Origin of the sequence: Frankia sp. AiPa1 (assembly GCF_023243075.1) — a bacterium.
Lineage (GTDB): Bacteria > Actinomycetota > Actinomycetes > Frankiales > Frankiaceae > Frankia.
Genome location: NZ_JALKFZ020000001.1, coordinates 116,006 through 137,909 on the forward strand (window position 1 = coordinate 116,006; position 21,904 = coordinate 137,909).

General features: G+C 72.7%; 17 protein-coding genes. 6 read left to right on the forward strand and 11 right to left on the reverse strand.

Translation table 11 applies throughout. The features are described 5' to 3' along the window. Window positions 1-25: 25 nt before the first annotated feature. A complete protein-coding gene (locus tag MXD95_RS00430; protein ID WP_250638467.1) occupies window positions 26-1,762 on the forward strand; it encodes a D-alanyl-D-alanine carboxypeptidase family protein in 1,737 nt (578 codons plus the stop codon). Window positions 1,763-1,774: 12 nt separating this feature from the next. Here MXD95_RS00430 and MXD95_RS00435 read toward each other — a convergent pair whose 3' ends face one another. Both MXD95_RS00435 and MXD95_RS00440 read right to left on the reverse strand, forming a co-directional pair. After that, on the reverse strand, window positions 1,775-2,497 hold the full coding sequence (locus tag MXD95_RS00435; protein ID WP_250638468.1) for a 2'-5' RNA ligase family protein: 723 nt from the start codon (window positions 2,495-2,497) through the stop codon (window positions 1,775-1,777). 387 nt (window positions 2,498-2,884) lie between these two features. Beyond that, window positions 2,885-3,763 (reverse strand): serine hydrolase domain-containing protein, encoded by an 879-nt coding sequence (locus MXD95_RS00440; protein WP_250638622.1) that lies wholly within the window; start codon window positions 3,761-3,763, stop codon window positions 2,885-2,887. Between the two features lie 216 nt (window positions 3,764-3,979). Between MXD95_RS00440 and MXD95_RS00445 the strand changes: the two genes are divergently transcribed. Further along, complete coding sequence (locus MXD95_RS00445) at window positions 3,980-5,221, forward strand: NAD(P)/FAD-dependent oxidoreductase (RefSeq protein WP_250638469.1); 1,242 nt, start codon at window positions 3,980-3,982, stop codon at window positions 5,219-5,221. 74 nt (window positions 5,222-5,295) lie between these two features. Here the strand turns inward: MXD95_RS00445 and MXD95_RS28775 are convergent, their stop codons facing one another. Then, the gene (locus MXD95_RS28775) at window positions 5,296-6,060 is read right to left on the reverse strand and encodes a DUF3017 domain-containing protein (protein WP_250638470.1); all 765 of its coding nucleotides are present in this window, start codon (window positions 6,058-6,060) and stop codon (window positions 5,296-5,298) included. A gap of 449 nt (window positions 6,061-6,509) precedes the next feature. Between MXD95_RS28775 and MXD95_RS28360 the strand changes: the two genes are divergently transcribed. Together MXD95_RS28360 and MXD95_RS00460 are read left to right on the forward strand one after the other, a co-directional pair. Next, window positions 6,510-7,136 (forward strand): FHA domain-containing protein, encoded by a 627-nt coding sequence (locus MXD95_RS28360; RefSeq protein ID WP_250638471.1) that lies wholly within the window; start codon window positions 6,510-6,512, stop codon window positions 7,134-7,136. 258 nt (window positions 7,137-7,394) lie between these two features. Continuing rightward, window positions 7,395-7,721 carry a hypothetical protein gene (locus MXD95_RS00460; RefSeq protein WP_250638472.1) on the forward strand — a complete coding sequence of 109 codons (327 nt, stop codon included), beginning with the start codon at window positions 7,395-7,397 and terminating at the stop codon, window positions 7,719-7,721. A gap of 154 nt (window positions 7,722-7,875) precedes the next feature. Here the strand turns inward: MXD95_RS00460 and purH are convergent, their stop codons facing one another. The 8 genes from purH to MXD95_RS00500 form a co-directional block, all read right to left on the reverse strand. Beyond that, entirely contained in the window at window positions 7,876-9,561 is a 1,686-nt protein-coding gene (purH, locus tag MXD95_RS00465; protein ID WP_250638473.1) for a bifunctional phosphoribosylaminoimidazolecarboxamide formyltransferase/IMP cyclohydrolase, read from the reverse strand. Then, the gene (gene purN, locus MXD95_RS00470; RefSeq protein WP_250638474.1) at window positions 9,558-10,172 is read right to left on the reverse strand and encodes a phosphoribosylglycinamide formyltransferase; all 615 of its coding nucleotides are present in this window, start codon (window positions 10,170-10,172) and stop codon (window positions 9,558-9,560) included. Before purN ends, purH begins: the two co-directional genes overlap by 4 nt. A gap of 348 nt (window positions 10,173-10,520) precedes the next feature. Continuing rightward, window positions 10,521-11,051 carry a helix-turn-helix domain-containing protein gene (locus MXD95_RS00475; protein WP_250638475.1) on the reverse strand — a complete coding sequence of 177 codons (531 nt, stop codon included), beginning with the start codon at window positions 11,049-11,051 and terminating at the stop codon, window positions 10,521-10,523. Between the two features lie 72 nt (window positions 11,052-11,123). Further along, on the reverse strand, window positions 11,124-12,632 hold the full coding sequence (locus MXD95_RS00480; RefSeq protein ID WP_250638476.1) for a cell division protein PerM: 1,509 nt from the start codon (window positions 12,630-12,632) through the stop codon (window positions 11,124-11,126). 191 nt (window positions 12,633-12,823) lie between these two features. Continuing rightward, a complete protein-coding gene (locus MXD95_RS00485; protein ID WP_250638477.1) occupies window positions 12,824-13,744 on the reverse strand; it encodes a single stranded DNA-binding domain-containing protein in 921 nt (306 codons plus the stop codon). Window positions 13,745-13,927: 183 nt separating this feature from the next. Then, window positions 13,928-14,800 carry a succinate--CoA ligase subunit alpha gene (sucD, locus tag MXD95_RS00490; protein WP_250638478.1) on the reverse strand — a complete coding sequence of 291 codons (873 nt, stop codon included), beginning with the start codon at window positions 14,798-14,800 and terminating at the stop codon, window positions 13,928-13,930. Between the two features lie 24 nt (window positions 14,801-14,824). Continuing rightward, window positions 14,825-15,991 (reverse strand): ADP-forming succinate--CoA ligase subunit beta, encoded by a 1,167-nt coding sequence (gene sucC, locus MXD95_RS00495; RefSeq protein WP_250638479.1) that lies wholly within the window; start codon window positions 15,989-15,991, stop codon window positions 14,825-14,827. A 469-nt stretch (window positions 15,992-16,460) separates the two neighbouring features. Continuing rightward, a complete protein-coding gene (locus MXD95_RS00500; protein ID WP_250638480.1) occupies window positions 16,461-18,890 on the reverse strand; it encodes a protein kinase domain-containing protein in 2,430 nt (809 codons plus the stop codon). Between the two features lie 272 nt (window positions 18,891-19,162). On the opposite strand from MXD95_RS00500, the gene MXD95_RS00505 reads away from it, so the two are divergent. Next, a complete protein-coding gene (locus tag MXD95_RS00505; RefSeq protein ID WP_250638481.1) occupies window positions 19,163-20,638 on the forward strand; it encodes a carboxyl transferase domain-containing protein in 1,476 nt (491 codons plus the stop codon). Between the two features lie 334 nt (window positions 20,639-20,972). After that, window positions 20,973-21,881: an esterase/lipase family protein gene (locus tag MXD95_RS00510; RefSeq protein WP_250638482.1), complete on the forward strand. Its 909-nt coding sequence runs from the start codon at window positions 20,973-20,975 to the stop codon at window positions 21,879-21,881. Window positions 21,882-21,904 lie beyond the last annotated feature (23 nt).

A 21,904-nucleotide genomic window follows, 5' to 3' on the forward strand; every position in this document is an offset into this window, starting at 1 on the left:
GGCCCAAGCCAGTAGCGTTCGGTAGGTGCATGCCGCCCGGTCGTGTCATTCTCGTCCTGCCCCGTCCCGGGCGGCCCGGACGGGCCGCGGGCTGCGGGGCCTCCTCCGCGGGCGGCGTCGGCGCGTCCTGGCGCTGCTCGCCGCCGGCGCCCTGATCACGTTGGCCCGGACCGTCCCCGCTCAGGCCGCGCCCACGCCTGCGCCAGCCCCACCTGCGGCGACGCCTCAGGGCGCGGCCGACGCGAACACGGCCCCGCCCGCGAACCTGACGGCCAAGGACTGGGTGATCGCGGACGCCGACAGCGGGGCGATCCTCGCCGCCTCCCACCTGCACGATCAGGACATGCCGGCGAGCACCATGAAGATCCTCACCGCGTTGACGATCTTGCCGAGTCTTCCGGAGAACCAGACCGTCACCGTCGGCGAGGATGCGTCCAGGGTGGACGGTACGAAGGTGGGGCTGGTGCCGGGCATCGGCTACTCGGTGCACGACCTCGCCACGGCGATGCTGATCTCCAGCGGCAACGACGCGACGGTTGCGCTCGTCGACGCCAGCGGCGGCGCGGCGGCGGTACTGCACCGGATGGGCGCCCTGGCCACCTCGCTCGGTGCGCGCGACACGGTGGCCGGCGACCCGACCGGCCTGGACAGCCCCGGCCAGTTGACCAGCGTGCACGACCTGGCGGTCTTCGGCCGCGCCGCCATCCACGAGCCAACCGTGCGCCAGTATCTGACGATTCGACGGGCATCGCTGCCCGGGCGCGGCAACCAGCGTTTCGAGATCCAGAACCACAACCTGCTGCTCGCCCGGTACGCGGGCACCATTGGCGTGAAAAACGGCTACACCGTCGCCGCCGGCGCCACCTTCGTCGGCGCCGCCACCCGCGGCGGGCGCACCCTCGTCGTTGCCCTGCTTCGTACGGCACCCGAGTTCGACCTCGATGCCCGCGCCCTGCTCGACTGGGGATTCGCCCACGACGGCCAGATCACCCCGGTCGGGTATCTGCCGCACTCCGCCGCCAGCCCGGCGGTCGGTCCGTACCAGGACACCGCACGGCCGGACGGGGCGGTGCGCCCGACCCCCAGGGCCGCCGCCCTGCCCACGCCGCGGGCGGGCGAGCACGGTGGCATCCTCACTCACATTGGCCCGACGACCTGGATCGCTGTCGCCCTGACCGCCGTCGCCTGTCTGGTCACCGTGGCCACCGGGCGGGCGGGACGGCGAGCCCGACGGGCTCGGCAGGCCCGCTACGCGGCGACGCACACACGGCTGGCCGCGATGAGCTCCGACCGGGCTGAACGAGCCGCACGGGAGCCACCGTCGCGGGACCGCCGACCGTCCGGGCCGGACCACCGGCCCGGCTATCCACCCCGGCAGCACCCGACCCTGGATAGCCGGTCGCCGGGCGGGCCCGGCGACCGGCGACCGGTCCCGCGTGGCGACCATCGGCCGGGCACGCCCGGCGATCCGCCCACGGCCCCGGTCCGTCGCCTGCCGATCCGCCCGGGCCCAGCCTGGGACGGCGCCTCCGAGTACGGCCCGCCGGCCCGATTCGGGCACGACCCCCGGACCGCCGGACGGCACGGCGACGGCGTCGCCAGCGGGCCCGGCCCCGCGGACGGACACGACGACGGGTACCGACACGATGATGGGTACGGGCATGACGACCGCGAGAAGTACCCCGAGGAGTTCGCGGACGAGGGCACCGGCGAGCTGTTCTTCGAAACGTCCTACAAGGCCCCGCGCCGCGGACGGTCCTGACCCACGGTCCGGCTACCAGGGACGGCTGGCCTCCGCCGTCCGACCGCCGTCACCCGTGGTCCGCGTGCGGTTCCCCGCCGTGCCGAACGGGAAGAATCGCAGTTCCCGCCAGCGCAGGTCGATGTCTCGCTGATACAAACCGAATCCTCGGACCTCAAACCGGGCCTGGTAGTCGGCGAGCTCGGCATAGGCCCGATCGAGGCCGTCCTCGGAAATATCGTGCGCAACCGTGACGTGTGGGTGGTAGGCGAACGCCAGGGGCCGCTCCAGCGGCCCGGAACGCACCGCCGCAGCCAGCGCCGCGCAGGGCGCCGCCCCCGCGACCAGCGCGACGAACACCACGGGCGACAGCGGACGAAACGTCCCCGATCCATGTAGCCAGATCGCGAACGGGTCGTGCGGCGCGGCGGCGCGGGACAGATGATTTTCGATTGCCGGCAGATCCGCCAGGCGCACCGTGGTCGGGCCGAGCAGTGTCACGTGCGGAACGATCAGGGCCGCGTTTGGATCCCCCAGCCGTTCCCGCCAGTCCTGCAACTGGCCCCGGTACGGCTCCGGAATCCCGATCGCCACGCCGATGTCCGCAAGATCGGCCCCACCGGCAGTCCGCCACGGATCCGCCGCCCGGGCATGGGCCGTCACCGCGGCCCGACCCGCGAACGTGACGTCCGCGCCGTAGGTAGGCACCCCGCCCGGGACTTCAGCGCCATCGGACGGTGTCGGGTATCCGTTCATCCGTTCATCCATGCCTGACCGCATGCCTGGCCACCTGCGCCGGCATGGCTGCGGACCTGGTCGCCCCGGGCACCATCGGTCGCCCCGGGAACGTCCGGTGCCGCGCCACCCACGCTCCCGGCTAGCCCACCGAGAGTCGTCACCCTCCGTATATTTGCGCACGCCCACCCAGGGGCGGCGACCGGGCGTCGGGATCGGTGTCGGCAAGGATGCATGCCGACATCATGGCCCACCAGGGCCGTCCGTCACCCGCGGACCGCCAGACCGAGGATTCCACCTGTGCGGATCACCCGAAAGGGGACAACCATTCCATCCCGAACCGGACGGACGCGCGGGACGTCCGGAACGTACCGCCGAAGAAGCTCCGCGCACGGCCTGCGCGGCTGGTCACACCGCCGGATCCCCCGCCGGGAGCCGCCCTGCCGCGACGACGTCATCCGACAGCGACGGCCACACCTCACGGGCCCAGTCCCCGAAATCGCGATCACATAGAGTGATGCAACTGAGCTGGGCGACGGGGTCCACCCACAGAAACGAACCGGCCTGACCGAAGTGGCCGAACGTCTGCGGCGCGTTGGTGTGTCCCGTCCAGTGCGGCTGCTTGTGGCCGCGGATCTCGAACCCCAGACCCCAGTCGTTCGGGTCCTGGCGGCCGAAACCGGGCAGGACACCGGAGAGACCGGCAAAGGCGACCGATGTTGCCGTGGCGACCATCTCCGGGGACAGCAGGGTGGGCGCCAGCAGCTCCGCCGCAAAACGGCGCAGGTCGTCCAGGGTGGCGGTGACCCCGTGGGCGGGCGAGCCGACCAGACGGGCACCGGTCATCCCCAGCGGGGCGAACACGGCCTCGGCGAGATAGTCAGCGAACGCGATCCCGGTTGCCTCGGCGACCACCGCACCCAGCCGCTCGATGCCGGTGTTGGAGTAGATCCGGCGCGTGCCCGGCGCCGCGAACACCCGGTCACCGCTGAACTCGAGCCCGGAGGCGTGAGCAAGCAGGTGTGCCACGGTCGACGACGGCGGGCCGGCCGGGTCGTCCAGGCCGATCGCCCCCTCCTCCACGGCGATGAGCGCCGCGTAGGCGGCCAACGGCTTCGACACCGACGCCAGCCGGAAGGGATGATCTGCCGGCCCCACCCGTCCGAGCTCCCGTACGCCGCCTCCGTCGCCGTCGCCGCCCCCGCGGCCACCGGCGGTCTCACGACGGAGCACGCAGGCCGCCACCGTGTCGACCGGCCATCGCGTCACCTGTTCCAGTGCGTCCACGTACCGCACTGTACGAATTTCTCCGGCCGCGGCCTCGTTCCTCCAGTCGCGGCCCTGCCGCCCGGACGCACGAACCGGCACCGCAGGGCGCTCGCAGGTGATCCTGGTACCGACTGCAAGACTGAGGACGTGCAGATCCCGCCGTCACCGTCAGGCCCATCCCACTCCGCACGCCCCGTCCCGGCGGGGCCGGCGAAGGATGCCGACACAATCACCATGGCCACGCCGATCGTGCGCGTCGACGAGCCCGAGAACGTCCCCGGCGGGACCATCGACGTTCTCGTCGTCGGCGGCGGCCCGGCCGGATGCGCGGCGGCGCTCGCAGCCCTGCGAGAACGTCCGGACGCAACCGTCGTCATTGCCGACGCCGCCGCCTTTCCTCGAGACAAGACGTGTGGGGACGGCATCGCGCCGCACGGGCTCGACGTCCTGCGCGATCTGGGCGTGACTGACGCGGTGGCCGGCTACCGCCCGGTCGATCGGATGCGCCTGCGCACCCCGGGCGGCGCCGAGGTCGCCACGCCCTCCATCCGGGCAAGCTACGTCGTGCCCCGGCAGGTCTTCGACGCACGGCTGGTGGACGCGGCGAGAGGACGGGGAGCCCAGCTGATCCGCCGGCGGGTCCGCACGCTGGAGCTCACCGACCGCCCGCGGGCCGGTGGCCGCGGACGCGAACCGGTCGTCGTCATCAACGGAGCGCTGTGCGCCCGCGTCGTCATCGGCGCCGACGGCGCGAACTCGGCCGTGCGGCGCGGCCTCGGAATCGCGGCCAACCCACCGGAGGCGATGGCGATCGCCGTACGCGCCTATGCCGATCTTCCGGACACCGGGGGTCCGTCCGAGCAGTTCATCCACATGACCGACGAAGGCTGGCCGGCCTACGCCTGGTCGTTCCCGATCGGGGACGGGCGGGCGAACATCGGCTTTGGCATGCTGCGCTCGCGGCTCGCCGCCGCGGACGACGGGGCCAGCGCGAAGCAGGTGCTGCACCGCACGCTGGAACGGATGCTCCCCCATACCCCGGCTGACCCCAGCACGCTGCGGGCGCACCATCTGCCCCTGTCGACCCACCGGCCGCGGCAGCCGAACGGCCCGATGCTGCTCGCCGGCGACGCCGCATCCCTGATCAACCCGCTGACCGGGGAGGGGATCTACTACGCGGTGCTGTCCGGGATGCTCGCCGGGCAGGCGGCGGCGCGCGCGACCCAACCGGCCGGTGCCGGACGGCTCTACCGGCGTTCCCTGGACGCCGAACTCGGCCGCCATCTGCGGCACACCACCCTGCTCGCCGGCCTCGCCGGACGTAGCCGGACGATGATGGACGCCGCGGTGCGGGCCGCGCGGACCCGTACCGAGCTGTACGACACACTCGTCGAGATCGGTCTGGGGCGGGGCACGATCCCGGCCAGTGCCCTCACCCGGCTGGCCCTGCGGCGCGCGATGACCGGCCTGCGCTGAGCCACGGGCGTCCGCCTCGGCTCAGCTGCCGGGGGCCGGGAGCTCGGGGACCCTCGGGCGCCCCGTCGGGACGTTCAGGGAGCTGGAGCCGGGTACGGCACGGCGGTGGTGAGCGCGATCACCGCCGCCCCCAGAGCCAGCAGCAACAGGGTGTCGAACACCCGGCCCCGGACCGCGAGCAGACCCATCCGCCGGGTCGGCACAGCCAGTCGGGTCAGGCCCGCCAGCACCAGCGTGGCCCCGATCAGCAACAGACCTCGCCGCCACCGGTTCTGCGAGATGAGCAGAAACCCACCGCCGACCCCCAGCAGCACTGCGGCGAAAACCGCCTCCCGGCGCAGCCAGGCCACGAGTGCCGTGCGCTGTCCACGGCGCCGATGTGGCCGGGCGGCGCCCGAAGCCGGACCTTTCGGACTCACCTGATCCGTCAGGTCAGCCGGAGCGATCTGCTCTGACCGGCTCACCTGACCCGCCGCCCCGGCGCTCTTGGCCGGCCGGGAGCCACCGGAGCCTGGGCGGGCGACCGTCCGGGGATGGGTGGCCGTGTCGTCCGCGCCACGCGGCCCGGCCGGATCCGCACCGACCGGCGGATGGCCCGCCGAGGACTCGACGCCGCGGGACTCGGCTGTGCCGCTGGTTCGAGGATAGGGGTCGGGGTGGCGCGACGGTGCTTGCCGCGGCCGCGAGGTGCGCACCGGCTCCGTCGGGCCGCCCTCGGCGTCCTCGCCGTCCCGAGCGTGCGGCGTCCACCGTGGCGAGCGGTCGCGCGCAGCCCGCCCGCCGGGAACACCCCGACCGGCGCCATAACCACTGGGATCGGCGTGGCCACCAGGATCCACCGCACCCACCTCCGGCGCCGGTCATGATCGGCACGAACTGTCCCGTCGGGCCGACAGGAAAACCACCGCTCACTTTCGCCCCGACGCGGCCGGATGGTCGCCGGCCGCGACGTTGCCGATCGGGACGGCAGCCGGACGGAGCCGCGCCCCGCGCGACCCGGGGCGCTACCTATCCAACCAGCATGACCGGTAGCGCGGTCACACGGTACGCGGACGTAGATCCGCCCAAGGCCGCTCCCCGACTGCAGGCAGATCATCCGCAATTCGCGTGTTACCAGCCTTCGACCGGGGATCACGAAGCGAAGACGGGGCAGGCACCCTCTCCCGGGCCCGCCCACCCGCTCGGACAGGCCCAGAAGACTCGGACCGGCCCGGGAGAACGGTATGTGCCCCGGGGTTGCTGGCGCGGACAGCAACCTTCCCACCAGGCGAGAGCGAGGTCGCAGAACGTGGACGGGCCGAGTCTTCGGATTGAGGTCACCGGCGAGGTTTTTCCCCTGCGCGCAGAGGTCACTACAGTGGGCCGCGGGCCGGGTGTCGACGTGCTCCTCGTCGACCCCAGTGTCTCCCGGCTGCACGCCGAGATCATCCGGCGCGGTCCGTACCTCTACGTGTGGGATCACGGCCTCTCCCGCAACGGCACCAGAGTCAATGGCCGGCCGGCCGGGCGGCACATCCTGCGCGACGGCGACGTCGTCCGGTTCGGCGCCGCGGGCGCGCGAATCCAGGACACCCGGCCACTGATCGAGTTCACCATCGAGACGGGCATGGCTCTGGCGGACCGCGAACATACCGCCGAGCTCGCCATGCCCGATCCGCCGGACCTGACCAGGCGTGAATGGGACGTCCTGCGGGCGCTGTCGCGCTCGGCCGGCGCTCCGGGAGCGTTCGTCATCCCACTGTCGACCCGGCAGATGGCGCAGGTTCTGGTCGTCACCGAGGGCGCTGTCAAACAGCATCTGCTGCGGCTCTACCGCAAGTTTGACATCGCGCCCGGGACGAACCGGCGAGGCCGGCTCGCCAACGAGGTGATCCGTCTCGGGCTCGTGCGCCCGGAACCGGTCGACTCCGTGTGACCCGCGTTCAAGTGACCTGCGCTCGACGGTCAGCGGTCGGCCATGACGCACCGTGACTTCCGCCTCGGATGGCCCCTCATCAGGGGCGGAGTCAGGGCAAAGCGGGCGGGCATCCCCCCTATCACATGTCCGCGATCCGATCTGTCACTGCCCCAGGCGAACCCATCGGGCGCACAATCCCGGACACCCCCACCTGTGGGTGCCCAGTGCCCTTAGGGCAGACTTCCGGCCGCGGTGCCCATTCGGGAGGAGCTCGACGTGGCAGAAGAATCGCCTCACAGCAAGAAGCTGCAGGAACTGATGTTCCGCGCCTGGGAAACCTTCGGTGACGCCCGGCATCTGGACAGCGACGACCGCGTGTTTGTCCAGGCGCTGGCCCGCCAGACGGCCGACCGGATCTCGGTCCTGTACGGCGCGAGCTGGCGGGACGCGCTGGACTGGGTCGCTCAGCGCTATGTGCCGACGACCGACACGCCCGGGGGGCCGGCCGCCGCGACGACCAGCCCGCCGGCAACCACCGCCAACGGGAGCAGCTCGGGTGGCCGACGGGGTTCGGCAGCCGCCGAGGCGAACGCCGGCGCCTGACCGCGCGACGCGGCGCATTTCGGAGGGGGCGGGTAGTCGCCACGCCCCCTCCGCGGGTCACATCGTCATGCCGGCCGCACGGCGCGGGCCACCAGGCGGTGGCCCCTGCTCAGGGGGGCGCCGTCCAGTGAGGCCCTGTTCAGTGAGGCGCTGTTCAGTGAGCGAAGTGGCGTACCCCGCTGAAGTACAGGGTGACGCCGGCGTCCCTCGCGGCCGCGATGACCTGTTCGTCGCGCACCGATCCGCCCGGTTCGACGACGGCCCGCACCCCCGCCTCGGCCAGCACCTCAAATCCGTCGGGGAACGGGAAGTAGGCGTCACTGGCCGCTACCGCGCCCTTGGCCCGGTCGGCCGCCCGAGTGACCGCCAGACGGGCAGCATCGACCCGGTTGACCTGGCCCATCCCGACACCGACGGTCGCTCCATCGCTGGCGAGCAGGATCGCGTTGGACTTCACCGACCGGACTGCCCGCCAGGCGAACCGCAGATCGGCGAGCAGCGCCGCGTCGGCGGGCGCACCGGCCTCCAGCGTCCAGCCGGACGGCTCGTCGCCCGGCTCCTCGACAGCGTCCCGCGACTGCAGCAACAGCCCACCGCTGATCGGGCGCAGCTCGATGCCGCGCTGATGCGGCGGGGCGGGGGACTCGAGCAGGCGGATCGACGGTTTACGGGCGAGGATCTCCACCGCGCCGGGCTCGTAACCGGGAGCCACCACGACCTCCGTGAAGATCTCGGTGATCTGCTCGGCGAGTTCGACGGTGACCGGCCGGTTCGTGGCGATCACCCCGCCGAAAGCCGACACCGGGTCGCACGCGTTCGCCTTGCGATGGGCCTCGGCGATCGTCACGCCGACGGCGAGGCCGCACGGGTTCGCATGCTTGATCACGGCGACCGCGGGCTCGGCGAAGTCGTACACGGCCCGGCGGGCGGCATCGGTGTCCGTGTAGTTGTTATAGGACATCTGCTTGCCGTGCAGCTGGCGGGCGGTGGCCAGCCCCCCGCCGGTCCCGTCGTGCCCGGCCTCGACGTAGAGGGCGGCCCGCTGGTGCGGGTTCTCCCCGTAGCGCAGCACGTCGGACCGGTGCCACTGGGCCGAGAGCACGTCCGGCCAGCCGGTCTCCCGGGCGACCTCGTCGGGCGCCACGACGCTGGCGAACCACGAGGACACCCCCACGTCGTAGGCGGCGGTGTGGGCGAACGCCCGCGCCGCGAGCCGGCGGCGGGCCGGCAGGTCGTAACCCCCGTCGCGCACTGCCTCGGCCAGGGCGGCGTAATCCTGCGGGGAGACGACGACAGCGACGGAGGCGTGGTTCTTCGCCGCCGCCCGGATCATCGCCGGACCGCCGATGTCGATCTGCTCGACGGCTTCGTCCTCGCTGGCCCCGCTGGCGACCGTCGCCGCGAACGGATAGAGGTTCACCACCACCAGGTCGAACGGCTCGATGTCGAGCTCAGCGAGTGCGGCGGCGTGCTCGGCGTTGCGCAGATCGGCGAGCAGGCCGGCGTGCACCCGGGGATGCAGGGTCTTCACCCGGCCGCCGAGCACCTCGGGGAAACCCGTCACCGTGCTCACCGGCGTCACCGCCAGCCCAAGGCGGGAAAGTACCTGGGCAGTCGAGCCGGTGGAGACGACCTCCACCCCTTCGGCCAGGAAGGCCTCGGCAAGCACATCCAGCCCGCTCTTGTCGTAGACGCTGACCAGCGCCCGGCGCAACGGTCGACGCCCGGTGGGAATCACCTCGGCCGATCCGCCTGAACCCGCGGCGGCCGGCCCCCCGTCCGGCCCGGGACCACCGGCCCCGCCGCTGCCCGCAACCACGTTCTCACCCGATGACGTCATGATTCCTCCTGACCATGAACCCCTGCCGCCGCTGCACCCGGCAGGTTTCCCGAACGCACGATCTCACCGATCGTCGCGACGAACAGGCCGCGTTCGACCTCCTGGATCCGAGCCCGCAACGACGCCTCCGTGTCTGTCGGATCCACCGGCACCGCCCGCTGGGCGATGATCGGACCGGTGTCGACTCCCTCGTCGACCCAGTGCACCGTCACCCCGCTCACCTTGACATCGGCGGCCAACGCGTCCCGCACGGCAGTGGCTCCGGGGAAGGCCGGCAGCAGCGACGGGTGGGTGTTGATCGTCGGAAACCGCTCGATGACCTGGCGGCCGAGGATCTTCATGTAACCGGCGAGCACCAGCAGGTCCGGGGCGAACGCGGCGATCCGCTCGGCGGTGGCCACGTTGAACGCCGCACGATCCTGATGATCTTCAAGCCGGACGGTGAACACCGGAACACCGACGGCCTCGGCACGCCGTTGGGCGCCGGTGTCGGGCCGGTCGGTGCCGACCGCCACGACCCGCGCGGCGAACCCGGGTTCTTCGGCCGCGTCGAGGATCGCCTGCAGGGTGGTTCCCGCACCCGAGGCGAGGACGACAAGGCGAGCTGCCACAACACACTCCGTAACGCAGACGGGACGGCGCCGAGAATCCCGCAGCCGCATGCAATCCACGGCCGCGCGCACTGCGGCCACCCCGAGAACCCGTGGCCGTCGACCACTCACGGACACCAGCAGGCCTGCGATACCCACGACCCGACGCCCGCCGCGAGCACACGCCGCCGCGCGCGGTATACCCGGATACCCACCCGCCACCTTCGTGGACGAACGGCGGACGAACGGCGACCGTCCGACTGTACTGACTCGGAGCGCTTTGGCGGGCCGCAATGCGTGGCCCGCTCGCTGGCTTTCGCGCAAACCGGCGGCTCTCCGCTTCGCCCGGCCCCGTGGGCCGTCCCGCCGTCAGGCCGCCGGCACCCACCCGGAGACCAGGCCGGCCAGCAACGCCTCGATCGACGCCGTCGTCGGCAGGTCGCCCTCCTCGCCCCGGGCCAGCGCGACCGCCACGGGAAGCAGCCCGACGCAGACGTCACCGCTGGCCTCGGCACCGGCCTGCGTCACACCGGCCGCCCGCGCGTCGAGATCACCGAAATCAGGGCCGTCCAGCAGCTCGCCGGGCCGGCACCGATACAGCTCGGCCAGCCGCCACAATGTGACGGCCGACGGCGCGCGGCCGCCCTTACCCGGCCAGCTCTCCCAGTACGACCAGGCCTTGCCCGTCTTGACCGGGCCGGAGCCGGGCCAGCGCTCGTTCCAGCGGCGGGCGGCATCCTCCTGCGTCCACCCGTGGGCGAGGCGATAGGCCACCAGTGGGCGTAGCCCGTGCCGCGCCTGCAGGCGCGACGCGATTCGGCGAAATGACCAGCCGAACGCCCGCAGTTGGCGGGCCTCGGCGCGAACGTGGGCAGTCGTGACCGGCACGAAGACCTCCATGGCGCTGATCCACTGGAGGTGGACGATAGCCGAGGGGACCGACAGTCCCGGCCGCCGCGACACCCGGATCGGTCAGTCCGGACGGCGCGACGTCCATGTCGCCGGCCGCGAACGCACCGGAGCAAGCCGGCGCCGCCAGAACGACGGCTCGGCGTCCCGGGCCAGAAACGGCCGCTCCGCCCGCCGAACCGCAAGATCGATACCACCCACCAGCACCAGGCCGACCAGCGCGATCTCGCCGCCGGCCAGCAGGCCGCACACCCAGGCAGCGGCCGGCCCGTACTGACCGGCGCCGCCGACCTGCCCGCCCGACTCGCTTCCGGCCAGCCCGCACAACAGCCCGCAGACCAGCCCCGCGAGCAGCACCGTGCCGAGCCTGTCCCGCGAGCGCCACCCGGCGGTCGCCCGGTGCATCATCATCGCACTCACCGCTCCGGCAACGAGCGGCACCAGCAGCAGCAGCGGCCATCCCACCCGGGGCAGGGCACTCGGCGGCAGGGATGCGAGCACCGGCAGATCCGGCGCCCTCGTGACGTGCACCATGTCCGCGCGCACCAGACCGGACCCGACATGGAATCCCGGGCCGAGCGCGTACGACAGCGCCCACACCACCAGATTGGGAATCAGGGCAAGCTGGGTCGCAGCCAGGCCCACTCCACCGAGAACACCTACGTCGAGCTCCCGTTCCGCACCGGCGACCTCGGGCAGGGTGGCGGCGATCACCAGGGCCACGCCGAAGGCCGCGGCCGCGATCAGCGACGCGAAGGCCGCTGTGCCGCACGCCAGCGGCGTCCGCAGCCACCGGGGCAACCGCCGCCAGGCGGTCCGCAGCCGATGACGGCCGGCCAACGCGCCGACCAGCGCCGCGGGCAGGGCCAGCACGATCGTGCCCAGCACTGCCGAGAGCAACGTCGGACGAGCCGGCCCGGACCGCACCGCCAGCGCTACCAGCACGACGAACAATGTCTGGGCGACGACGACCTCCACGACGTCCACCGCGATCCGACGCCAGGGCACCGGCACCGGGGCCGCTGCCCGCCGGACCCCTTCCTGGGGATCGCCCACGGCCGCGCCCGCCCCCGGCCCGCTGGGGCTGCCTGTTCCACCGGCCCCACCCCCACCTGCGCTGGCAGACCTGGCCGCGCCGCCGCGGCCGGCACCGGAGGTCACCGCAGCGCGGTCACCGTTCGTCGCCTGGACGGCGTGGTCGGCGAAGCGCCCGGGCGCGCGCGCGGCGCGGGGGCCGGGCCAGGGCGAGAGGCCTGCCTGCCGATGGGCCGCGCTCAGGGCCGCGAGCAGCGGGAACGGCACAAGCCCGAGCGGACGCAGGGCGATCGCCCCGTCCGAGAGGCGCAGGGTGGCGCCGTGGGCGACAAGCCACAGATCCGCGCCGACCCGCAGTGCCGCGCCCGGGCTGGTCGACGAGCCGGTGTCGGCCCCCCACACCACCAGGACGACGACCTCGATGAAGATCAGGCCTGCCGCCGACGCGGCGACCGCGGCGACCGCCGGCCGGCCGATCCGCAGCCACAGGTGATCGAGACCCGGTCGAAGGGACCCTGACGGGTGGGAGGCGGGCACGTCAGGACGCTCGCATGCGATCAGTCGTCAACCGGTCCAACACGCCGTCCACGACCCGACAAAATGCGGTACGCCCCCCAGGTCCGGATCGAGCCGTCGACCGACGTCCTGGCCGCGGCGGCGAGAGGTGCCCGGTGCCGCCGATGGCGCGGGTGTGAACCGCCGCGCCATCGGTGACCCGCGGCCTGGGCTCAGCGGTCCGAGGAGGGCGGCTGGCCGTAGCCGCCGGCGGGCGGCTGCTGACCCTGCTGACCATAGCCAGGCGGCTGCTGCTGGCCATACCCACCCGCGGGGGGCTGCTGACCGTAGCCGGGCTGCTGGCCGTACCCCGGCTGCTGCTGGCCGTACCCGCCGCCGGTCGGCGGCGCACCGTACCCGCCCTGCTGGGGCTGCTGACCGTACGGCGGCTGACTCGGGCCGCCACTGGCCGGGGGTGCACCGTATCCGCCCTGCTGAGGCTGCTGGCCATAGCCGCCACCCGCGGGCGGCTGACCGTAACCCGCCGGCGGCGGACCATAGCCCTGCGGCGACTGGCCATAGCCCGGCTGCTGCTGGCCGTAGGCGCCGGGAGTCGGCTGCTGGCCGTAGGGCTGGCCGTAGGGCTGGTTGGGCGAGGACTGCCACTGACCCTGCCCCCCGGCTCCACTGCCGGGACGGCCGGGCAGGGGGACCCCGCTGGCCAGCGCGGCCAGCACACCGAACACGCCCTGCACCAGGGAGGCGACGAGCGCGAGGTAGAAGCCGACGCTGGGGCCCGCGTCCACCCCGGAGGGCACGTCGGGAAAGCGGATCCACCGGATGATCAACAGCAGGAAGGCCAGCGCCGAGGCAGCTGGCAGGACCCAGAGGATCGACACCGGGCCGACATCGGGCACCCGCAGGCCCGCGAACAGCCTGGCCGCGAGAACACCGGCGACGGCGAGGACCAGCAACACCGGGAACCACGAGTTGAAACCGAGCCCCCACCCGTTCTCGTGGCCGGTCTGCGTGGTCCCGAAAAACGAGAACTTCGCCGAGTACCACGGCAGAAAGCTCACGATGAACATGACCGCCCCAGCGGCGATCACCCCGATGTCGTTGGTCGCGATCTCGCGACCGCCGATTCGTGCCACGACGGAAACCCCACTTCGTCAGGTCGGTCGGTGTACGGCGTGGTACGCCGAGGCACCGCTCTGGAGTCTCGCAGCAGTGCGGGGATGAGGGAAGCGGTGTGCCTCCCTCATCCCCGTCAACCAGGCGACTCCTCGACCGTCCGACGATGGGTACCGCACGCGGAACCCATCAGACGGTCTGATCTACAACGACCGCATGATGTCAGCCATCAGGCGGGCGGTCTCGGACGGGGTCTTACCCACCCGCACACCGGCCTTCTCCAGGGCTTCCTTCTTCGCCTGGGCCGTACCGGACGAACCGGACACGATGGCGCCCGCGTGGCCCATCGTCTTGCCCTCGGGCGCGGTGAAGCCGGCGACGTAGCCGACGACCGGCTTGCTCACGTGCGCCTCGATGTGCGCCGCCGCGCGCTCCTCGGCGTCACCGCCGATCTCACCGATCATGACGATCGCGTCGGTGCCCGGGTCGGCCTGGAAGGCGTCGAGGGCATCGATGTGGGTGGTGCCGATGACCGGGTCACCGCCGATGCCCACGCAGGTGGAGAAGCCGAACTCGCGCAGCTCGTACATCATCTGATAGGTCAGCGTGCCGCTCTTGCTGACCAGGCCGATGCGCCCGCCCGGGGTGATGTCGGCCGGGATGATGCCGGCGTTGGAGACGCCGGGGCTCGCGATGCCGGGACAGTTCGGCCCGATGATCCGGGTCGTGCCCTTCGACTGGCTGTACGCGAAGAACTCGGTGGTGTCGTGGATCGGCACGCCCTCGGTGATGACCACCGCGAGCGGGATCGCGGCGTCCACCGCCTCGATCGCCGCGTCCTTGGTGAACTTCGGCGGCACGAAGATCACCGAGACGTTCGCACCGGTCTGCGCGATCGCGTCGGTGACGGAGCCGAACACCGGCACGTCGTCGACCTTCTGGCCGGCCTTGCGAGCGTTGACGCCCGCGACGACCTTCGCGCCGGATGCGAGCATCCGCCTGGTGTGCTTGGTGCCCTCCGAGCCGGTGATGCCCTGCACCACGATCCGGCTGTTCTCGTCAAGCCAGATAGCCATCGGTTCGCAATCCCTTCGCGCTCGTCAGGCCGCGGCCGCGGCGAGCTGGGCGGCGAGCTTCGCCGCGCCGTCCATCGTGTCGACCGGCTTGACCACCGGCAGGTTCGCCTCCGCGAGGATGCGGCGGCCCTCCTCGGCGTTGTTGCCGTCCAGGCGGACCACCAGCGGGGTGGTGACGTTCCCGACGATGTCGAGGGCCTGGATGATGCCGTTGGCCACCGCGTCACAGGCGGTGATGCCACCGAAGATGTTGACGAAGACGCTCTTCACCGACGGGTCACCCAGAATGATGGACAGACCGTTCGCCATCACCTCGGCGGAGGCGCCGCCACCGATGTCGAGGAAGTTCGCCGGCCGCTTGCCGCCGAACTCCTCGCCGGCGTAGGTGACCACGTCCAACGTCGACATGACCAGGCCGGCTCCGTTTCCGATGATCCCGACCTCGCCCTCGAGCTTGACGTAGTTGAGGCCCTTCTCCTTGGCCTTCTGCTCGAGCGGGTCGACCGCGGAGACGTCGACGAACGCCTCGTGCTCGGGGTGGCGGAAGTCGGCGTTCTCATCCAGGCTGACCTTGCCGTCGAGCGCGACGACCCGGCCGTCCGCGGTCAGGATGAGGGGATTGACCTCGACCAGGGTGGCGTCCGACTTCACGAAGACGGTCCACAGCTTGGCGAGCAGCTCGGTCGCGCCCTCGATCGCGGCCTCGGGAAGCTTCGCGGCCACCGCGATCTCCCGTGCCTTGGCCGCGTCGACGCCGGCCAGTGGGTCGATGAGGATGCGGGCCAGCGCCTCGGGCTTGGTGGCGGCCACTTCCTCGATCTCCATGCCACCCTCGCGGGAGGCCATGGCGAGGAAGGTGCGGTTGGCCCGGTCCAGCAGGAAGGAGGCGTAGTACTCCTCCGCGATGTTGCTGGCCTCCTCGACGAGCACCGAGTGGACCGTGTGGCCCTTGATGTCCATCCCGAGAATCGCCGTCGCCTTCGCGAAGGCGTCGTCCGGTCCGTCGGCCACCTTGACGCCGCCGGCCTTGCCTCGGCCGCCGGCCTTGACCTGTGCCTTGACGACCACCTTGCCGCCGAGCTCGGTGGCGATCGCGCGAGCCTCCTCGGGAGTGGTCGCGGTCTTCCCGGTGGGTACCGGAACGCCATGTTCGGCGAACAACTTCTTCGCCTGGTATTCGAAAAGATCCACGGTCCGTCCAGTCGGATGCGGTCGTTACGGGGTGGGTTGCGTAGGGCTGCGTAGGGCTGCGTAGGGCTGCACAGAACGCCTGCGAGCCTACTGACGAGCTGGTTGGGGCGCGCGTCACGCGCTGCGTTGCCGCCACCGCCACGACGGCTCCACCACGCACGGCCGGCCGGTCCGGGCGGCTGACCACGATCGGGCCAGTTCCACGGCCTGGCCGGCTCCGAGTCCACGTCAGACCCCGCGATACGGGACAAATGAGAGGAGAGCCTGACGCCGACGGCCCGGCCGGCGCCCGCTCCCCGGCCCGGCCCGGCCCTGATTTCGCGACGCTCAGCGTGACCAGCGGGCACGCGAGGGCGATTCCTGGTGTCGGAGATCACGACACTACGCGGATGTGATATGCCAGAAATCACAGTAGAACAACACCGATCGTGGTCGGCCTCGAACGTTTCCGCGCGACGCTCAAGGCAATTCAGCGCAGGGCGAGAACGACCAGCAGACTGGTCGCCGTCAGCCCGATTCCGGTCCAGCCCAGTCCGATCCCGACGGTGGCGAGTCGCTGCCCCCGCTGGTTGTGCTGGCGGATCTGCGCTCGGGCCACCCGGCCGAGGACGACCGCGGCCACGCTGCCCAACCCGAACAGCCAGCCCAGGGCGAGCACCACCGAGAGCAGGGCACGGCCGTTGAGCCCCCGCTCGGCCGGCTTCGTGGGTGGAAACCGCCGCTGCGCCCCACCCGCTGTCCCGGCATCGGGGCGATCATGGTGCGGGCTCGGCCCGCCGGCTCGGACCTCACCGGATCGGAGGTCAACGAGCGGGCTGGCGCCGGCCGTCGGGACCGGGTGCGGCGTCTGGCCCTGGGACGGGTGGACCGGTGGCGCCGGCAACGACGCCCGTACCGGCGGTGCTGGCAGTGGCAACGGCACCGGTGTTGGCAACCACGCCGAAGACGGTCTCGACGGCACTGCTCGGATCTCCCCTGGCGGCGGGATCCGAGCCGGTACCGGAGCTCGTGCGGGCGCCCGGACCGGCAGCCGCGGGGGCAGCTGACTCGACCGGGGCTGGGCCGGCTGGATCGAAGAGGGCTGGCCAGGCTCGTCCGACGGATGAGGAGCCGGTCCGTCCAGCGGCAGGCTGGGCGGCGGCGAGGGCGTCAGGTCGGAGGGCTGGCCAACCGCTGGCGTCGAGCCCGAGGAGGCGGTCTCCGACGGCCCAGCGGGCGTCGCGAACCTGCCGGACGCCCCGGATTCGCCGAACTCCGTTGGGCGCGGCGGACGCGACCGTGGGGTGGGATCGGGCGGGCGGATCGTCTCCTCGGACCGGGCCGCCGCCGGCCGGCCGCGCGGACGCCGTTCTCGTTCCTCCAGCCAGGCGTCCTCACCCGCGATGGGGCTGCGCTGCGGCGCGGGCCGGGCACGCACCGGCGCCCGCGGATCCGGATCGTCCTCGTCGTAGGTCCATGGCGACACCACAGGTGGCGACGGCGGCGACGGCGAACGGGATGAGGACGACGGCCGCTGTGGCGACCGCGGCGTGTGCGGCGACCGGGATGGCGCCGCCGGGCCACCGCCGCCGCCTGCGACCGACCCGGCCCCCGCCGGCCCCAGGGATCCCGGCCCGACAGCGCCGGATCGAGACGGCGGCAGCGGGCGGGGCGGAGCCGGCGCGACCGGGGGCAGCGGAGTCAGGCGGAAGCTGGGCAGCGGCGGCGGGATAGGCGGTGGCACGGAGGGACGGAACGCCGAGGCCGGGGGGGGCGCACCGACCGGCCACGGCCCCGGCAGGGGAGCGGCACCCGCCGCCGGCGGCGACCAGCCGGAGACCTGCCGGTCTGGAGTTACGCCGCGACCGCCCCTGGCCGCACCGGAGCGTTCCCGCCCCGCCCCGTGCCCGCCCGAGTCCTGCCCGCCCGAGTCCTGCCCGACCGCGCCGACCGCGCCGACCGCGCCGGGAGCCGGGCCGCCGGGCCGGGCACCGGTGGCGGCACCGGCGCCGGGCAGCACGGTGACGCTCTCACCGGGTACCTGGCCGGTCCCGGTCCAGGTTCGTTCGAGGAAGTCACCGGCCACCGCGTCGGCCTCGGTGACACCCTCCACCGAGGTGCGCCCGACCAGCGCCGCGAGCAACGCGGATGCGGTCGGCCGCCGTGCGGGGTCCTTCGACAGCGATCGGTCGACCACGGTGTGCAGGTAGGCCGGCAGTGCGTCAAGATCCGGGCGGTCCCGCTGGACCCGCAGGGCGAGCTTGTCGGGCGAGTCGGCGTGGAAAGGATGCCGTCCGGTAGCCGCGTACGTCACGCAGTTCGCCCAGGCGAAGACATCCGACGACGGTCCGGATGACTCCCCGCGCATCTGCTCGGGCGACATCCAGGCCAACGTCCCGATCACGTGGCCGGTGCGGGTCAGCGTGCTGCTGTCGGTCAGGTGGGCGACCCCGAAGTCGATCACCTTCGGGCCGTCCCAGGCCAGCAGGATGTTGGACGGCTTGAGGTCACGGTGCACGACGCCCGCGGAATGAATGGCGACCAGCGCGTCGGCGAGCCCCACGGCAAGCCCCCGGACCAGATGGTTCTCCAGCCGCCCGCGGGCACGGACGGCCTGCGCGAGACTGATGCCCTCGACGTACTCGGTGACCATCCACGGTGCCGCCGCCTCGGTGTCGGCGTCGAGCACGGCCGCCACCGCGCTGCCCCGCACACGCAGTGCAGCGTGCACCTCCCGTTCGAACCGGCTGCGGAACTCGGCGTCCTCGGCAAGGTCCTCGGAGGCCACCTTGACGGCCACGGCCCGCTGGTCCGGGGTGAAACCGAGATAGACCGTCCCCATCCCACCGGCCCCGATCCGGTTCTGCAGCCGGTACGGCCCCACCTGGCGGGGATCATCCTCCAGCAGCGGTGTGAGCATCGCTCTCCTCACTCCGCCGCAGCCGGGGTAACCGGGGCCGGGACCACCACGGGAGAGCCCGCCCGCGCAGGGGACTGTGAGCCACAGCGTATGTGGATCGCCGTTCGGCGACGGTACGCACAGTACGTCACATTCGTCCCCTTCCATCCGTCATCACGGATCACTCGAGCATCACCCGCGATGCCTGTCGTGAGCGACCCGCTGCGGCGTGTCCTCTGACACCGCGGCTTGCCCACGGGCCGCCGCGCCCCGGCGAACCGCAAGATGCGGACATGGACAGTACGAGCGGAGCCACCCCACCCACGCCCCCCGACTGGCGGACCGCCCTGCTCACCGGGATCACCTTGAGCCCGGCGCCCGCCGGTTCGACCAACCGCCTGGGCTGGCCGGACTACGACGGACGGCCGGCGCTTAGGTGGGGAACCGGCCCGATCGCGGGGGTCGAGGCGGTCGTGGCCGTGTGGGACTTCGCGGTGCACGGCGGAAGCTTCGGGGCGGCCGACGCGGCAGGTTTCGCCGCCGCGGCGAGCGCTGCGCTCAAGGCCCGCCGTCCGCTGGTGTCGTTCCTGCGCAGCGGTGGCACCCGCCTGCAGGAGGGCGTCGCGGGCCTCGTCGGCCTGCCCCGGGTGGCACTGGCACTGGCGGCTCTGGACGAGGCCGGGGTCGGGCACGTCGCGGTGGCGGACCAGCCGACGACGGGCGGGGTCTGGGTCACCATCGGCGCACGCAGCGACCTGCGCCTCGCGGTGCACGGCGCGACCGTCGGCTTCTCCGGCCCTCGGGTGGTCGCGGCCATGACCGGCGAGCCGATCCCGCAGGACAGCCACACCGCCACCGCCGCGGCCGCGGCCGGCCTGGTCGACGCGGCCCTGCTCCCCGAGGCGGTCACCGACTGGCTGCGCCGAGCCCTGACCGCACTGTCACCCCCGTACTCGCCCCCGCCCCCGTCCCCGTCCTCGCCGGGTTCGGCGCGCCCCACCGTGGAGGTAGCCCATCGCGCGACGGCGACCGGCACCGTGGCGGCAACCCGATCGGGCTGGGAACAGGTGCTGGCGACGAGAACCGCCCCGCGCCCGCACGGCACCGAGCTGCTGCACGCGTTCGTGCCGGACGGCGTCGACCTGACCTGCGCCGATCGCCTGGTCACCGCCCGAACCGGCCTGCTGGCCGCAGGCGGGCGGCGCGCGGTGGTCGTGGCACTGGGGACCAGCCGTGGAAGCTCACCAGGACCGGATGGATACCGTCTGTTGTCACGCGCGGCGCGGCTCGCGGACAAGCTCGGCGTCGGTCTGATCACCCTGGTCGACACCCCGGGTGCGGCCAGCGGGCCGCGGGCAGAGTCCGCCGGCATCGCCGCGGCCATCGGGGACGCGATGGCCGCGATGCTGGGCTGTGCCTCGCCGACCGTGGCCATCGTCCACGGCGAGGGAGGTTCCGGCGGGGCACTCGCCGCGACCGTCGCCGACACGGTCGTCATGACACCACTGAGCTATTTCACGGCGCTATTCCCCGAAGGTGCCGCCGCGACCCTGCGGATCCCGGCCGAGCAGGCGGCCAACGCCGCCGGGCTGCGTCCCTCCGAGCTGGTGCGGCTCGGCTTCGCCGATCACCTGCTCGCCGACACCGACCCGGAGACGCTCACCCGGGCTGCCACCGCCCTGCTCACAAGCCTGCACGGGCAGGAACCCACCGCCCGCCGCCAGCTCCGATGGGCCCGCTGGTCGACAGAACTACGTAACAGTCTGTAATCTCTCTGCGTTTCTCGGAACGGGTCGGACGAGTGCGGACGATGCCGGACGCTCGTCCGACATCGGCACAAGCCGGTAGTCCGGCGGTGGACCGCCGTGTTCGCCGTGCCCGCCGTGCCCGCCGCGTCCGCCCGGCGGTGGGCCCGTCCGACCGCTCCGGCGACCAGAACCCGCCGCCGAAGAGGCCGCGAAGCAGGGAGAGTGATCAGCCATCAACGCCCCGTCCCCCGCTGTGCCCGGTCCTTCCACCCCGACCTGGCCGTCGCCAGCGCGCCTGGCTCCCGGGCGCCCGACACCGGTATCGGCAGCACCTGCACAAGCGGGCCAGACCGCAGTGATCCGGACGGGAGGCAGCACCCTGGCTGGGGCGGAGCCGGACCCGGGCTCGTCCCGGTTGCCAGGACGCCGCCTGGCGATCACCGCGAACCTGCTCGCGACCAGCGCGGGCACCGGCGCCCGCGGGCTCGCCGTCGAGGCCGCCTGCCTGATGACCCACCTGGCGCTGTACCCGACGGGTGTGCTGCGCGGGCGCCGCGACACCGACCTGGACGGCGGCTACGCCCTCCAGCGACTCGCGCCGCTGGAACGCGGCCTATGGGTGCATGCACCCGACGCCGCCACCACACCCGTGCTCCTGGTCCACGGGCTGATCGACAACCGATCGGTTTTCGCGAGGCTGCGGCGCCACCTGTGTCGCCGGGGCTTTCGCCGGGTGGTGCCGGTCCAGCTACCCCTGCGCACCGCATCCGTCGAGGACGGCGCGCGGGTGCTGGCGCGGATGGTGGCCCGGATCGCCGGCGACGACGGACACGTCAACGTGATCGCCCACTCGCTGGGCGGCCTGATCGCCCGGTACTACGTCCAGCGGATGGGCGGCGACCGTCAGGTCGACACCCTGATCACCCTCGCGAGCCCGCACGGCGGCACTCGGCTGGCCGAGCTGGTGCCACGGCCGCTGCCATATCCGCTGCTGCGCCAGCTCCGGCCGGACTCGTCGCTGATCGCGGAGCTCGCCGAGCCCGCACCCGGCTGCCGGACGAGGATCATCGCCGTCGCGGCCGCACTCGACACGGTGGTCCGGCCGGCGCAGGCGACCGTGCATCATCCCGATCTTGATGTCGTGAACCTCACCGTGCCCGGCCTTGGCCACCAGTCCCTCGCCTTCAGCGGCGCGGTGGCCCATCAGGTCACCACCTGGCTCGCCGAATCCGCACCCGACGCGCCCGCTCCCACCGCGCGCTGATGCCCCCGGCGCGGGCAGGCGCG